This is a genomic window from Bacteroides sp. GD17 (assembly GCF_038448625.1).
GTDB lineage: Bacteria > Bacteroidota > Bacteroidia > Bacteroidales > Bacteroidaceae > Bacteroides.
In genome coordinates this window covers 417,105-431,207 of the sequence record NZ_JBCEZS010000004.1, presented here as the reverse complement: position 1 = coordinate 431,207, position 14,103 = coordinate 417,105, and the positions used below count along the sequence as shown (strand labels likewise).

Below are 14,103 nucleotides of genomic sequence, written 5' to 3'. Positions count from 1 at the left end.
AATTTACAATGTACAATTTGGCTGCGCTGTGGGGCGTCAGGTAAGTTGTACAGATTGTTATACTTAATGATTTATTCTCTCTTTTGTTCTCTTCTTTCTTCTTACATCAAAGATAGTCTTCAAAATACCTCGTTATCTTCTCGTGCAGATGGATGCGGTCGCGTCCCATGACGTTGTGCTTATGTCCGGGATAGATAAAGAGGTCGGGATAGGTGCGGGCGTCCACGCAAGCCTTCATGAAGGAAAGCGTGTGCTGGGGCACGCAGGTATCGTCGTGGTCGTCGTGGATGATGAGCAGATGGCCTTTCAGGTTGCCCGCCAGGTTCTTCAGGTTACATTCCTTGTAGCCTTCGGGGTTGCTCTGCGGGGTGTCCATATATCGCTCGCCGTACATTATTTCGTAGTAGCTCCAGTCGATGACCGGTCCTCCGGCAACACCTACTTTGAATATCTCGGGATAGCGCAGCATCAGTGCCGTCGTCATGTGTCCGCCGAAGCTCCAGCCATGCACGCCGATGCGGTTGGCGTCCACGTATGGCAGGCTCTTCAGGAATTCTACTCCCTTCACCTGGTCTTTGCCTTCTTCGATGCCGAGGTGGCGGAAGGTGGCATTTTCAAATTCCAGTCCGCGGTTGCTGCTGCCGCGGTTGTCGAGGGTGAACATGATGTAGCCTCTGTTTGCCATGTAGATGTCCCAGGGGCGGGCACTGTTCAGCCAGCCGTTGGTGATCATCTGTGCGTGCGGTCCGCCGTAGACGTAGACGATGGCAGGGTACTGCTTGTTCGGGTCGAAGTCGGCAGGCTTGGTGATGCGGTAGTACAGGTCGGTCTTTCCGTTGGCAGCCTTGATGGTTCCGGTTTCGATGCTGGGCAGGTCGAAGCCTTCGTAGGGGTTCGGGGCAGTCAGCAAGGTGTATTCCTTCTCCTTCTTCGGGTTGGTGGACATCAGCTTTATGATGCGGGGGCAAGTGGGCGAAGATGCTTTGTCTACGAGGCTGGTGCCCATAAAGCCGGATATCTGTGCGGCATGCACGCCTTCGTCATTTCCTATCAGGCTTCGTTGCCCATTCTTCAGGGAGACGGCATAGATGTTGCTCTGAAGTGGGGAGATTTCGGTGCTTTGGATGATGATGCTACGCGTCTGCTGGTTGAAACCTACAATCTTCTGTACCATCCATTCGCCTTGCGTCAGCTGTATGCCTGCTGCCTCTTTGGTGCCTTTTCCGTTTCCGGCTTTTTTCACTTGCTTCCACAGGTTCTCAGCTTCTTCGGCAGTGAGAGGACGGGCGCTTTGCTCTGCGAGCTTCTTCAGGTCGTAGAGGTACAGGTGGTTGAAGCCGTCGCGCTGGCTCTGGTAGATGAACTTGTTGCTGTCCCAGGGCAAGAAGAGGATGGGGTTCTGCGGTTCCACGTACTTGGTGTGTCTCTCTTCGAGGAGCACTTTCATCAGTTCGCCTGTCTCAGCATCGTATTGGCAGAGCTTGGCGTGGTTCTGGTCGCGGTTCAGCTCTATCAGGAAGAGGCTCTTCTCGTCCGGTGCCCAACTGATGTTGGTGAAGTAGCGGTCTTTGGGATCGCCGGCGTTCAGGTAAACGGTCTTTTGTGTTTCCGGATTGTAGATGCCTACTTTCACCTGGTGGCTGAGCATGCCTGCCATCGGGTAACGAACCTTATCGACTAAAGCCACTCTCGGAGTGATGTCTACCAAAGGATAGGGCGTCACCATGCTTTCGTTCATGCGGTAGAAGGCGAGCTTGTCTCCCCGGGGACTCCAATAGGTGCCTTTGGAGATGCCGAACTCGTTGCGGTGCACCGATTGTCCGCAGACGATGCCTTCGGGTTCGTTGGTCACTTGCTGTACTTGTCCGTCGGCGGTCATTACGTAGAGGTTGTTCTTGAGGGTATAGGCCAGGTGACGGCTTACTTCGTTCCAGTCTTCGTTTGCGGCCTGTTCGGGGCAAGGCTGGCTCCACAACAACTCTTTCTTTTTCCAGTTGATGAGGGCGCGGTGTGTGCCGGTGTTCAGAAGCAGAAGCGGGTCTATCTGGATTTGGATTCCCAGGTTGACGTTTCGGGTGGTATTGACGGCTTTTGTAGCCCGGAAGTTACGCAATTTGCCCAGTTCCTTCTCTGCCAGCAGGTTGTTGGCCTCTTCCAGGGTGAGGGCGGTAAAGTTCTTGCCTGCTTTCACTCCGGGACCGTTCACCGCCCAGGTGCCTTCTATACGGTCGGTACCCAATTCCAGACAGGCAGCGTCGCCATACCACTGGTACTCCTTGTTCTCAATCGGGCGGTAAGTCTCACCTCCGGCGAATAAGTCTTCCAGTGTCAGCTTCTTCAGCTCGCGCCCGCCGACATTTGTTTCTTGTGCCATAACGTTTGTTGTAAACAGAGCGGACATTGCTATCAGCAATGCCGGGAGGCTCTTATTTATCTGCTTCGCATTCATTATCTTTATTGTTATTGTCTTTTCTGAATCCTTTAATTTCTATTCTTCCGCATGGGGAGCTCTTCACTTGAACAGCTGCACTCAATTTGGCAAAGGCGGAGAAGAGTTCGTCGAACTGTCTCTCGTAGCTATCTCTGTCCGAAGATACGTCTTCTTCCAGATATTCTATTCTCTTTCTCAGCTCTTCCAACTCTTGCTTCGGGGCATGGGAGAGGAGATATTGCCGCATGTGGACGAAAGCACGCATGATGTTGATGTTGACTTCAACCGCTTTAGGACTTCGCAGGATGCCGGAGAGCATGGCGACGCCTTGTTCGGTGAAGGCGAAAGGGGGATAACGAAACCAATCATCTGATAAGGTCGCATTTTGCGACCTTATATTAGTAATCAATGAGTTAGCCTCTGAATTGGTCAGTCTAAACATAAAATCCTCAGGAAATCGTTCAATATTCCGTCGTACTTGTTCTTTTAAGCGTTTAGTTTCTATCTCATACATCTCCGCCAAATCAAAGTCCAGCATCACCTTCTGCCCCCTGATTTCGTATATCTTGTTTTCAATAATGATTAACTCATCCATTATTTACCGTGTTTAAGGTGACAATTTGGAACCTTATACTGTCTTTCAGTTATTTAGCAAGTAACTCGTCACAAATTGCACCCACTTTACTCTTCTCCTTTCTCCTTGAGCTCCCTTCTCTTCCTTTCCGGATAAGATTCCCCTCTCGGTTTTTCCCCATCCCGGAAGTTCCTGTCTTCGCCTCGGAAGCTTCTCTCGCCATCTGCCGGACGACGATATTCGCGGGGCTTGAAGTCACGTCTTTCCCCGTCTTTGAAGTCACGTCCTTCTCTCGGTCTGAATTCCCGCTTCTCTCCTGAATTAAATTCCCTCGGTCTGCGCTCTCCGCCAAACTCACGTCTTTCTCCACCGAACTCGCGCGGACGGCGTTCTCCTCCGAACTCACGTCTCTCCCTGCCGGGCTCTCTTCTCTCGCGGGTTCTCACTTCCCTTCTCTCTCCCGAAGCCAGCTTAAGCTCTTTGCTCAGCTCTTCTCCGCCCTCGCGGAACTCCTTGTACTTACCGTCGAATATCTCGTACTGACGGAATTCGCACTCCAAGGCACCGTTGAACAAAGGTATCTTGGTGGTAGGCTTCAGACCGATCTGGTCGAAACACTCTTCGCGATAGGAAAGAATCCAGGCCGTATTGCCGGTAAACGCATGCTTCAGGCGCTCGCCGATCATGGAATACAAGCCCAGCAAGTCGTTGGTCGAAATACGTTCTCCGTAAGGAGGGTTGGTGATGATGACGGACTTCTCCGCCGGTTGCTCGAATTGCTGGAAGGGTTGCAGCTTCAACACTACATCCTTGCTCACTCCGGCGGCCTTTATGTTATACGTAGCAATCTCGTTTGCCTTCGGGCTGTTGTCGTAGCCGTATATCTTATGAGTGAACTCGCGTTCCTGACTATCGTCGTTATAAATCTCGTCGAACAACTCCTGGTCGAAGTCCACCCACTTCTCGAAGGCAAACTCCTTGCGGAATACACCCGGAGCAATGTTGCGGGCAATCAGAGCCGCTTCGATGGGAATGGTACCCGAACCGCACATCGGGTCTATCAGGTCACATTCGCCGTTCCAGCCCGTCATCAGTATCATGCCGGCAGCCAGCACTTCGTTCAGGGGAGCTTCTACCGCTTCCTGGCGATAGCCGCGACGGTGCAGGGACTCACCGCTGGAGTCGAGCGAAAGGGTACATCTGGTTTCTGCGATGTGGATGTTCAGCAACACGTCCGGCTTGTTGATGCGCACGCTGGGACGCTTGCCCGACTGCTCGCGGAAATAGTCCACGATAGCATCCTTCACCTTGTATGAGACGAACTTGGAGTGGCGGAACTCTTCGCTGAATACAACCGCGTCTACGGCAAAAGTCTTGTCTGTGTCCAGGAAGTCTTCCCAATGGATGGCCTTGATCTGTTCGTAGACTTCGTCGGCGTCTTTGGCCGTGAAGTGCTTGATGGGTTTCAGAATGCGGATGGCTGTACGCAGGCAGAAGTTGGCTTTGTACATCATTGTTTTGTCGCCACTAAAAGACACCATGCGGCGTCCTATTTCAATATCGTTGGCTCCCAGTGCGGTAAGTTCTTTCGCCAATACCTCTTCCAGTCCTTGGAAGGTTTTGGCAATCATTTCAAAAGATTGTTCGCTCATCTATTTATTTACTATGTTGTTTTGATTTGTCTTATTGACTCTCTTAGTTACTTTTTAGCTTTCGTCTGTACGATCCGTGCTCCTGCCGGTACGTCCTCCGTCACCCAGATGTTGCCGCCCACGGTGGCTCCTTGTCCGATGGTGATGCGTCCCAGTATGGTGGCGTTGGAGTAGACAATGACGTTATCCTCCAATATCGGATGGCGCGGAATGCCCTTGATGGGCTTGCCGTCTTCGTCCAGCGGGAAACTCTTGGCACCGAGGGTGACACCCTGATACAACTTCACGTTGTTACCGATGATGCACGTCTCGCCGATAACCACACCCGTGCCGTGGTCGATGGTGAAGAAACCACCGATTTCGGCTCCCGGATGGATGTCGATGCCCGTTTCGCTATGCGCCATCTCGGTGATGATGCGTGGAATGAGGGGTACACCCAACTTCAGCAACTCGTGCGCAATGCGGTAGTTGCTGATGGCACGGATGGCAGGATAGCAACTGATGACCTCGCCGAACGAATGGGCGGCAGGGTCGCCGTTGTAGGCCGCTTCCACATCGGTGGCAAGTACGCGTCTCATCTCCGGCAGGTGGCTGATGAACTTGGCAGCCAGCAAGGCGGCTTCTTCCCGTTGGAGCTCGGTGCAACAACTGCATTCGCCGTCTCCGGCAAAGCAAAGGCCGGCAAGGATTTGTTCCGTCAGCAGGTCGAACAAACGCTCTACGTTGACGCCGATGTGGTAGGTTACCGTACGGCTATTGACCGTGGAGTTTCCAAAATATCCGGGGAAGATGATGGCACGTGCCAGTTCGATGATGTCATACAGGACTTTTGCCGAAGGCAGCGGGTTGCCGTCCGTATGCTGATGAAACAGTCCTTTGTAAGATTCGCTTTCCGATAGCTCATCGACTGCCTGTGTCAAAATGTGGGTAAAGTTGAGTGGACTCATTCGTGATATCCTTAAGTTTTAAAAGTGGCAACAAAGGTAAGAAATACTCGCCAAATATCCTACATATCCCTCATTTATAGTACGGATTTACCATATTTGTGGTATTTTGGGTGAACCAATTCCGCACTACCTTTGTCTTAATGAAAAACTCCTCACTCTCCTGAACAAAAAAGAAGAATACGGTGAGGGGTTGAAAAACTTATAAGTTATGAAGAAGATAGCCCAACGCCTTACCGACCTGGTAGGCAACACTCCCTTGCTGGAGCTGAACAATTACAACAAGCAGAAAGGCCTGCGTGCCCATGTCATTGCCAAACTGGAGTATTTTAACCCCGCCGGAAGCGTGAAAGACCGCGTGGCCCTCGCCATGATAGAAGATGCCGAGGCGAAAGGCCTGCTGGCCCCCGGCGCCACCATCATCGAGCCCACCAGTGGGAATACCGGTGTGGGACTGGCCTTTGTGGCCGCCGCCAAAGGCTATAAACTGACGTTGACCATGCCCGACACAATGAGTCTGGAGCGTCGTAACCTCCTGAAAGCACTTGGTGCGGAACTGGTGCTGACTCCCGGTGCCGACGGCATGAAGGGTGCCATTGCCCGTGCCGAAGAGTTGCAGGCAGCTACTCCCGGTTCGCTCATTCTCCAGCAGTTCGATAATCCTGCCAATCCTGCCATGCACGAGCGTACCACAGGGCAGGAGATATGGCGCGATACGGATGGCCGGGTCGATATCTTCGTTGCCGGTGTGGGTACGGGCGGAACGGTGAGCGGGGTAGGCGCTGCTCTGAAAGCGCATAATCCGAAGGTCAGGATAGTAGCCGTGGAGCCGGAAGATTCTCCCGTACTCTCGGGCGGTAAGCCCGGAGCTCACAAGATACAGGGTATCGGCGCAGGCTTCGTACCGAAGAACTACAACAGCGCAGTGATAGACGAAGTGTTGCAGGTATCCAATGACGACGCCATCCGCACCGGACGCGAGTTGGCAAAGTACGAAGGACTGCTTGTCGGCATCTCTTCCGGTGCCGCCGTTGCCGCTGCCGCCCGTCTGGCCCGGTTGCCGGAGAATGAAGGGAAAACGATTGTAGCCCTGCTGCCCGATACGGGAGAACGCTATCTCTCGACGTTGCTGTATGCATTCGAGGAGTACCCGCTCTAAATATAACTAATGCGAATCAGCATATAAATGGAAATTTACCGGAGTATCTTAAATTCCTCCGCCTGAAAGGGGAGGTGCCCGTAGGGCGGAGGGGTTTCACATCCGAAGGGACTTGCACAAAGTTGCTTTCTATTTATGTAAGACCCCTCCGCCCGCAAGCGGGCACCTCCCCTTTCAGGCGGAGGAGTTTGAGATACACTTGTTATCACGCACGCACTAAATTATCATTTAACTACTGATTCGCATAACTAACAGATAATGGTAGCACGCTTTTAGACTTCGCTCGGGCGTAGTCCGAACGATCGGCACGTCATTTCCTCTATCTTCACTTCCCAAATTTTTACGTTGCGCAAGGCAGGTTCGGCATATCTGCATTCATTCTCCGTGTATTGCTTCATAAGGATATCGAGCACCTGGCGTTTTTCTTCCATATCCTCGATGAAATGTACTTTGCCGCGGCAAATGACGCTACGCGACTTCATGCTGTAGCTGCATGCCACTTGCTTGTGCATATACACCAACTCGTGTCCTTCGCAGAAGGTGATACATACCCGGGGGTGAAACGTTGCCCATTCTATCTTGCTGCCTTCGGGACCGGAGTGCAGGTAAATCACTCCGTCCTCGTAGGCAAAGTTCATGGGGACTACGTACGGATTGCCTTCCGCGTCGGTAATGCCGACCATGCAATAGGGGCATTTGTTGATGATCTCTTTTATTTGTGCAGGGTCTGTAATAGTGATTGTCTTCATAAGATAAATTAAAGGTACGTCTATTCCACCAGTGCAAAGTCCAACTGCTTCTTCTCCAGATTGGCGCGTGCCACCTTGATCGTGATGGCGTCTCCCAAGCTGTAGGTGCGGTTCTTGCGGCGTCCGCGCAGGCAATAGTTCTTTTCGTCGAACTCGTAGTAATCGTCGTCCAGGTCGCGGATAGGAATCATGCCTTCGCACTTGTTCTCGTTCAGTTCTACATAGAGTCCCCACTCCGTTACGCCGGAGATGACGCCGTCGTAGGTCTGTCCCAGGTGTTCCATCATGAATTCTACTTGCTTGTACTTGATGGAAGCACGTTCGGCATTGGCCGCTATCTGCTCCATGGAGCTGCTGTGCTCGCAGAGTGCCTCGTACTTCTGTTCGGACACGCTACGGCCGCCCTGGTCGAGGTACTTGGTGAGCAGGCGGTGCACCATCATATCGGGGAAGCGGCGGATGGGCGAGGTGAAGTGCGTATAATAGTCGAATGCCAGTCCGTAATGCCCGATGTTATGCACGGAGTAGCGTGCCTTCTGCATGGCGCGGATGGAGACGGTTTCTATCAGGTTCTCTTCTTTTTTCCCTTGGATATCGTCCAGCAGATGGTTGATGGACTTGGAAACGTCCGTCTTTGTTCCGCCGGTGCGTAGCTTGTAGCCGAAGCGGGCGATGAATTGGGCGAGGTTGTCCAGCTTCTCCGGGTCGGGAAGGTCGTGGATACGATAAGGTAATACTTTGGCTTTCTTGCCTTTGGGCACGCGGCCTATCTTCTCGGCTACGGTGCGGTTGGCAAGCAACATGAATTCTTCTACCAGCTTGTTGGCATCCTTCGATACTTTGAAGTAGACGCTGACGGGTTTGCCCTTCTCGTCTATCTCGAACTTCACTTCGTAGCGGTCGAAGTTGATGGCGCCTGCCTTGAAGCGGTTTTCGCGGAGTATCTTGGCGAGCTTGTCCAGCTGAAGCACTTCTTCCTTGAAGTCTCCCCGTCCGGTTTCGATAATCTCCTGCGCCTCTTCGTAGGTGAAGCGGCGGTCGCTCTTGATGACCGTATGTACTACGCGCGAGTTCTTCACCTCTCCCTTCTCCGTGATTTCGAAGATGACGGAGTAGGCCAGTTTTTCTTCGTCGGGGCGGAGGGAGCAGATGAAGTTGCAGAGCCGTTCGGGCAACATGGGGATGGTGCGGTCTACCAGATAAACGGACGTTGCGCGTTTTTCGGCTTCCTTGTCGATGATGCCTCCTTCTTTCACGTAGTGGGTGACGTCGGCAATGTGTACGCCTACTTCCCACAGTCCGTCTTTCAGCCGTCGGATGGAGAGGGCGTCATCAAAGTCCTTGGCATCCTTGGGGTCGATGGTGAAGGTGGTGACGCCGCGGAAGTCTTCGCGCTGGGCTATTTCTTCGGCGGAGATCTCGGCAGGTATCTTGTCGGCGGCTTTCTCTACGGCGGCGGGGTAGACGTAGGGTAGGCCGAATTCGGCGAGGATGGCGTGCATCTCGGTGGTATTGTCTCCGGCACGGCCCAGGATGTCGATCACCTGGCCGATGGGGTTCTTGGCTTTATCGGGCCATTCTACTACTTTGACGATGGCTTTGTCGCCTGTCTTTCCGCCTTTCAGCTTTTCTTTGGGGATAAAGATATCGTTGGCGAGCGTACGGTTCTCAGTAACGAGGAAGGCGTACGATTTGGCTACTTCGAGCGTGCCTACAAAGGTGTCGTTGGCTCGTTCCAGTATTTCGATTACTTCGCCTTCGGCTTCGCGTCCGCGGCGTTTGGCGTAGAAGGCGATGCGCACACGGTCGTTGTTCATGGCGTGTGCCGAGTTGCGTTCGGCGATGAATATCGGGTCGCCGCCGCCTTCGGGGATGAAGGAGTTCTTTCCGTTGCTCTTGCGCTGGAAGGTGCCGGTCATTTCTACGCCGTGGTTGTTGAGCTTGTATTTATTTTTATCTACTTCCGTGATGTAGTCGTCCATCGAGAGTTCGGACAAGATGTCCATGCATAGCATCTTCAGGGGATGCGTGGTGAGGTGCAGTTGCTCGAAAATGTATTTCAGGGACATAACTTCGTCGGTTTTCGAATGGAAAAACTCCATAAGGGCGGCAACAAGCTCTTTCTTCTTCATGCGTTTGCCGGCTTTCTTTTCTTTCTTCTTGGCCATAATGATAATGTATTTCTTCTCCTGCAAAGTAAACAAATAAATGTTTTCGGTAGTTCAATCTTTCCCCAAAATGTTCTTATCAGACTCAAAATAATGGAAGAACGGCTACACGTAACAGATTTATGTACTATATTTGCAGCGACTTAGCAAAAAGCAACATGAAAATGCAAGCCATGAACCAAGAAGACATCCTACGTGAAAAAGGTATTTACCGGGTGACAATAGTGGGGAGTATCGTAAACTTCCTGTTGCTTGTTTTTAAGTTTTTTGCAGGTATTGCAGGGCATAGTGCCGCTATGCTGGCAGATGCCGTCCACTCTTTGTCGGACTTTGTTACGGATATCATCGTCATTGTATTCGTGCGCATATCCGCCAAGCCTGAAGATGAAAACCACGACTATGGACATGGCAAGTACGAGACGTTGGCAACCGCCATTATCGGCATCTTCTTGTTGTTTGTGGGATTTGGCATCTTCTGGAACGGAGCTTCGTCCATCTACCGCTTCCTGCGGGGTGGATCTTTGCAGGAGCCCGGTATGCTGGCGCTGGTGGCTGCACTTGTTTCCATCGTTTTCAAAGAAGCGCTTTATCAATATACCGTATTCAAGGGAAAGAAGTTGAACTCGCAGGCGGTCATAGCCAATGCGTGGCATCACCGGAGTGATGCGCTTTCGTCCATAGGTACGGCAATCGGTATCGGCGGAGCCATTCTTCTGGGCAGTCATTGGCGGGTGCTGGATCCGGCGGCGGCGGTGATAGTCAGCTTCTTCATTATGAAAGTGGCTGTGCAGTTACTGATTCCTTGTGTAGATGAGTTGCTGGAAAAGTCGCTACCTGCCGAGATGGAGAACAGGATGAAGGAAACGATTCTGTCTTTTCCCGGTGTCAGTTCGCCTCATAATCTCCGTACCCGGCGTATCGGTAGTTATTGCGCCATCGAGGTGCATGTGCGCATGGACGGCAAGATATCATTGGAGGAAGCCCACCGCACGGCAACGGCGATTGAAGACAAGTTGAGAGAGCAATTCGGACGGAGCACGCTTGTCAGTATTCATGTAGAACCAACGAAGTAATCATGGAAAGTATCTTAATTACAGGAGCAAGTGGATTTATCGGGAGTTTCATCGTGGAAGAAGCGTTGAAGCGCAAGTTTGGTGTGTGGGCGGGCATTCGTTCGTCCAGTAGCCGCGAGTATCTGAAGAACCGCAAGATACATATCCTTGAACTGGACTTTGCCCATCCCAACGAACTCCGCGCCCAGCTTTCCGGGCATAAGGGGACTTACAACAAGTTCGATTACATCGTCCATTGCGCCGGTGTCACCAAGTGTCTGGACAAGAACGAATTCGACCGGGTGAACTTCCTTCAGACGAAATACTTCGTAGATACGTTGAGAGAGTTGAACATGATACCCAAGCAATTCATCTTCGTCAGCACGCTGAGTGTATTCGGCCCCGTTCGCGAGAAGGACTACGAACCGATTTCGGAAAGCGATGTCCCCCTTCCAAATACGGCCTACGGGCTCAGCAAACTGAAGACGGAACTTTATCTGCAAAGCATCCCCGGCTTTCCATACGTCATCTATCGCCCCACGGGAGTGTACGGGCCACGCGAGAAAGATTACTACCTGATGGCGAAATCCATCAAAAAACATACGGACCTGTCTGTCGGCTTCCGTCGCCAGGATCTCACGTTTGTATATGTCAAAGACATCGTGCAGGCCGTCTTCCTCGGCATCGAAAAGAAAGTGGTTCGCCGCGCCTACTTCCTGGCAGACGGAAAGGTGTATCAGAGCCGTACATTCTCCGACTTGATACGAAAAGAATTGGGCAATCCGTTTGTTATTCGCTTCAGATGTCCGTTAATTGTTTTAAAGTTAGTATCTTTGCTCGCTGAATTCTGGGCGAAGCGGCAGAACAAAACCAGTACGCTCAATTCGGACAAGTATAGAATAATGAAACAACGCAACTGGCAATGTGACATTACTCCGGCCGTCAAGGAGCTGGGTTACCATCCTGAGTACGATTTGGAACGGGGAGTAAAGGAAACAATCGCCTGGTATAAGGAAGAAGGATGGCTTTAGATTTATTTAAAAAGGTAGAAACCCGCAAAGGGCTTTTTGCAGTTGAGAAGATAACACTGATATACAATCTGTTGACTTCGATTCTCATTCTGTTTCTCTTTCAGGAGATGGACCATCCGTTGCAGATGCTCATCGACCGTGCCGTGATTGCCGGTATGACGTTCCTGCTGATGTATCTTTACCGCCTGGCGCCTTGCAAGTTCTCCGCTTTTGTGCGCATAGCCATTCAGATGTCCTTGCTTTCCTATTGGTATCCCGATACGTTCGAGTTCAACCGGATCTTCCCCAATCTCGACCATGTCTTTGCTTCGGCGGAGCAATGGATATTCGGCGGACAACCGGCGGTGTGGTTCTGTGCCAAACTCCCGCAGATGTGGGTGAGCGAGCCGTTCAATCTGGGGTACTTCTCTTATTATCCGATGATTCTGGTGGTGGTGCTATGGTACTTCTTCTGCCGTTTCGAGTTGTTCGAGAAGGTGTCGTTCGTCATTGTCACCGCTTTCTTTATCTATTATCTGATTTATATCTTCGTTCCGGTTGCCGGGCCGCAATTCTATTTCCCCGCCATCGGCGACGATAATGTGGCGCGGGGCATATTCCCTTCTATCGGCGATTATTTCCATCATCACCAGGAGCTTCTTCCGGGACCCGGATATGAGCATGGCTTCTTTTACAACCTGGTAGAAGGTTCCCAGCAGGTGGGTGAGCGTCCTACGGCGGCTTTTCCCAGTTCGCATGTCGGCATATCTACCATCCTGATGATTATGGCGTGGCGTGGCAACCGACGTTTGTTTGCTTGCCTGTTTCCTTTCTATCTGCTGCTTTGCGGTGCTACGGTGTACATCCAGGCGCATTATCTGATTGATGCCATTGCCGGTTTCCTCTCCGCCTTCTTGCTCTATATGGTGGCTACGTGGATGTTTAAGCGCTGGTTTGCGCAGCCGATGTTCAAATGACGGTACTTACTCTGCCAGCATCCACTTCCAAACGGGAAGTACCCGGATGGTATGGTTGCCTTTCTCTATTTCTTCCTCTTCTTCTAAAGTAAGAATAAGCAAATCGCGGCATCCCGTAGCTTGTGCAGCTTCCAGAATACTTTCCACTTCACGGGCGCGCGTGTCTTCATCATGGAGAGAGTAGGTCACTTGAATCAGGTGGATTACCTCTCCATGAGAAGTCTGCACAAAGTCGCACTCCTTCTTACCTTTGTAATAATGCAGACCGGCTTCTACCGACAGATTCCGGCGCAGATGCAGGTAAACCGCATTTTCCAACAACTTTCCGTTGTCTTCACTTTGGGGATTGAGCAAGACGGAACGCAGCCCGTTGTCAATACAGTAATACTTCTTGTCGCCACTGCTTTCTTTGACGAGCGAAGGTTCATATTTAGTCAGTGCGAAGAACAAATAGATAGATTCGGTTTGTACTATCACATCGTACAACGTATTCTTTCCGATGCTGACGCCTTGGGATTTCAGTTCGTTGTAGATACGATTGATAGAGGTAGGTTTTGTCAGATTGCTCATTACTCTTTTAATGAAGTATCGTACCGGTTCGGGGTTCTTTATCTCATACCGTTCTACCAAGTCTTTGTATAGCATGACGAAGAAATACTCTTGTAAGATACGCTCTTTCAGTAGGGGAGCGGCAAGCACAACTTCAGGAAAAGCACCTTGATGCAGGTATTCCTTGAAAGCATTGGTGATGCGTGCCCGATGTTCGGGAATATAAAAGTTAGTATCTATCCCTTTGAACGAGCAGTATTCCCGGAATGAAAGAGGGAATTCTTCATATTGCAAAGTCCGTCCACGCAGAGAAGTCGAAAGTTCGGAAGAAAGCATACGCGAGTTGCTGCCTGTAATGAAGATATGTTTGCATTCTTGTTCGTAGATTCTGCGTACAAATTGCTGCCAGTCTTTTGCCATCTGTATTTCATCAAAAAAGAGATAGGCATCTTTCAGAGGAATGTCAGGGTATAATTCACGATAGGCTTGTAATATCTCGTCCAGGTTCTCAGCATTGAATTGCAGACGTTCGTCATCGAAGTTTAAGAACAGTATCTGTTCCTTTCGGATGTGCTTCTCGGTAAGCAATTGGTTGATAACTAATAGAAATAGAGAGGACTTACCACAACGGCGGACTCCCGGTACTGTGATAATCTTTCCGCTGTCTGTCGGCAATTTCAGTTCACGCGGATAAACTTCCATCGGCACTGAATGCTGGAAGCTCGCAATCAGTTGTTTTAGCAGTTCTTTCTTCTTCATAAAGACAGTTTCTTCGAAATGTTTCTTTCTTGCAAAGACAAAAATACGCTTTCTTTTCTCTTTTGCAAAGAAAGTGACG

At 51.0% G+C, this 14,103-nt stretch carries 11 protein-coding genes; 4 read left to right on the top strand and 7 right to left on the bottom strand.

Annotated features, from left to right (window positions below; genetic code table 11):
- Nucleotides 1-106 precede the first annotated feature (106 nt).
- The 4 genes from AAE250_RS08910 to epsC all read right to left on the bottom strand — a co-directional run bounded on the left by AAE250_RS08910 (nt 107) and on the right by epsC (nt 5,604).
- A complete protein-coding gene (locus tag AAE250_RS08910) occupies nt 107-2,449 on the bottom strand; it encodes a S9 family peptidase (RefSeq protein WP_294596532.1) in 2,343 nt (780 codons plus the stop codon).
- The gene (locus AAE250_RS08905) at nt 2,427-3,026 is read right to left on the bottom strand and encodes an ORF6N domain-containing protein (RefSeq protein WP_294596530.1); all 600 of its coding nucleotides are present in this window, start codon (nt 3,024-3,026) and stop codon (nt 2,427-2,429) included. Before AAE250_RS08905 ends, AAE250_RS08910 begins: the two co-directional genes overlap by 23 nt.
- Before the next feature lie 86 nt (nt 3,027-3,112).
- Entirely contained in the window at nt 3,113-4,657 is a 1,545-nt protein-coding gene (locus tag AAE250_RS08900; protein WP_294596527.1) for a THUMP domain-containing protein, read from the bottom strand.
- 47 nt (nt 4,658-4,704) lie between these two features.
- Nucleotides 4,705-5,604, bottom strand: coding sequence for a serine O-acetyltransferase EpsC (gene epsC, locus AAE250_RS08895; RefSeq protein WP_294596525.1), 900 nt, complete (start codon nt 5,602-5,604; stop codon nt 4,705-4,707).
- Between the two features lie 208 nt (nt 5,605-5,812).
- Between epsC and cysK the strand changes: the two genes are divergently transcribed.
- Entirely contained in the window at nt 5,813-6,760 is a 948-nt protein-coding gene (gene cysK, locus AAE250_RS08890) for a cysteine synthase A (protein WP_294596522.1), read from the top strand.
- Between the two features lie 272 nt (nt 6,761-7,032).
- Here the strand turns inward: cysK and AAE250_RS08885 are convergent, their stop codons facing one another.
- Together AAE250_RS08885 and rnr are read right to left on the bottom strand one after the other, a co-directional pair.
- Complete coding sequence (locus AAE250_RS08885; protein WP_294596519.1) at nt 7,033-7,509, bottom strand: pyridoxamine 5'-phosphate oxidase family protein; 477 nt, start codon at nt 7,507-7,509, stop codon at nt 7,033-7,035.
- 20 nt (nt 7,510-7,529) lie between these two features.
- A complete protein-coding gene (gene rnr, locus AAE250_RS08880; RefSeq protein ID WP_294596516.1) occupies nt 7,530-9,677 on the bottom strand; it encodes a ribonuclease R in 2,148 nt (715 codons plus the stop codon).
- Nucleotides 9,678-9,850: 173 nt separating this feature from the next.
- On the opposite strand from rnr, the gene AAE250_RS08875 reads away from it, so the two are divergent.
- Genes AAE250_RS08875 through AAE250_RS08865 form a run of 3 tightly spaced genes read left to right on the top strand, consistent with a single transcriptional unit; the run spans nt 9,851 to nt 12,716 of the window.
- Entirely contained in the window at nt 9,851-10,750 is a 900-nt protein-coding gene (locus tag AAE250_RS08875; RefSeq protein WP_446715743.1) for a cation diffusion facilitator family transporter, read from the top strand.
- A 2-nt stretch (nt 10,751-10,752) separates the two neighbouring features.
- The gene (locus AAE250_RS08870; protein ID WP_294596509.1) at nt 10,753-11,760 is read left to right on the top strand and encodes an NAD-dependent epimerase/dehydratase family protein; all 1,008 of its coding nucleotides are present in this window, start codon (nt 10,753-10,755) and stop codon (nt 11,758-11,760) included.
- Complete coding sequence (locus AAE250_RS08865) at nt 11,751-12,716, top strand: phosphatase PAP2 family protein (protein WP_294596506.1); 966 nt, start codon at nt 11,751-11,753, stop codon at nt 12,714-12,716. Before AAE250_RS08870 ends, AAE250_RS08865 begins: the two co-directional genes overlap by 10 nt.
- A 6-nt stretch (nt 12,717-12,722) precedes the next feature.
- Here AAE250_RS08865 and AAE250_RS08860 read toward each other — a convergent pair whose 3' ends face one another.
- On the bottom strand, nt 12,723-14,024 hold the full coding sequence (locus AAE250_RS08860; protein ID WP_294596503.1) for an ATP-binding protein: 1,302 nt from the start codon (nt 14,022-14,024) through the stop codon (nt 12,723-12,725).
- Nucleotides 14,025-14,103: the final 79 nt, after the last annotated feature.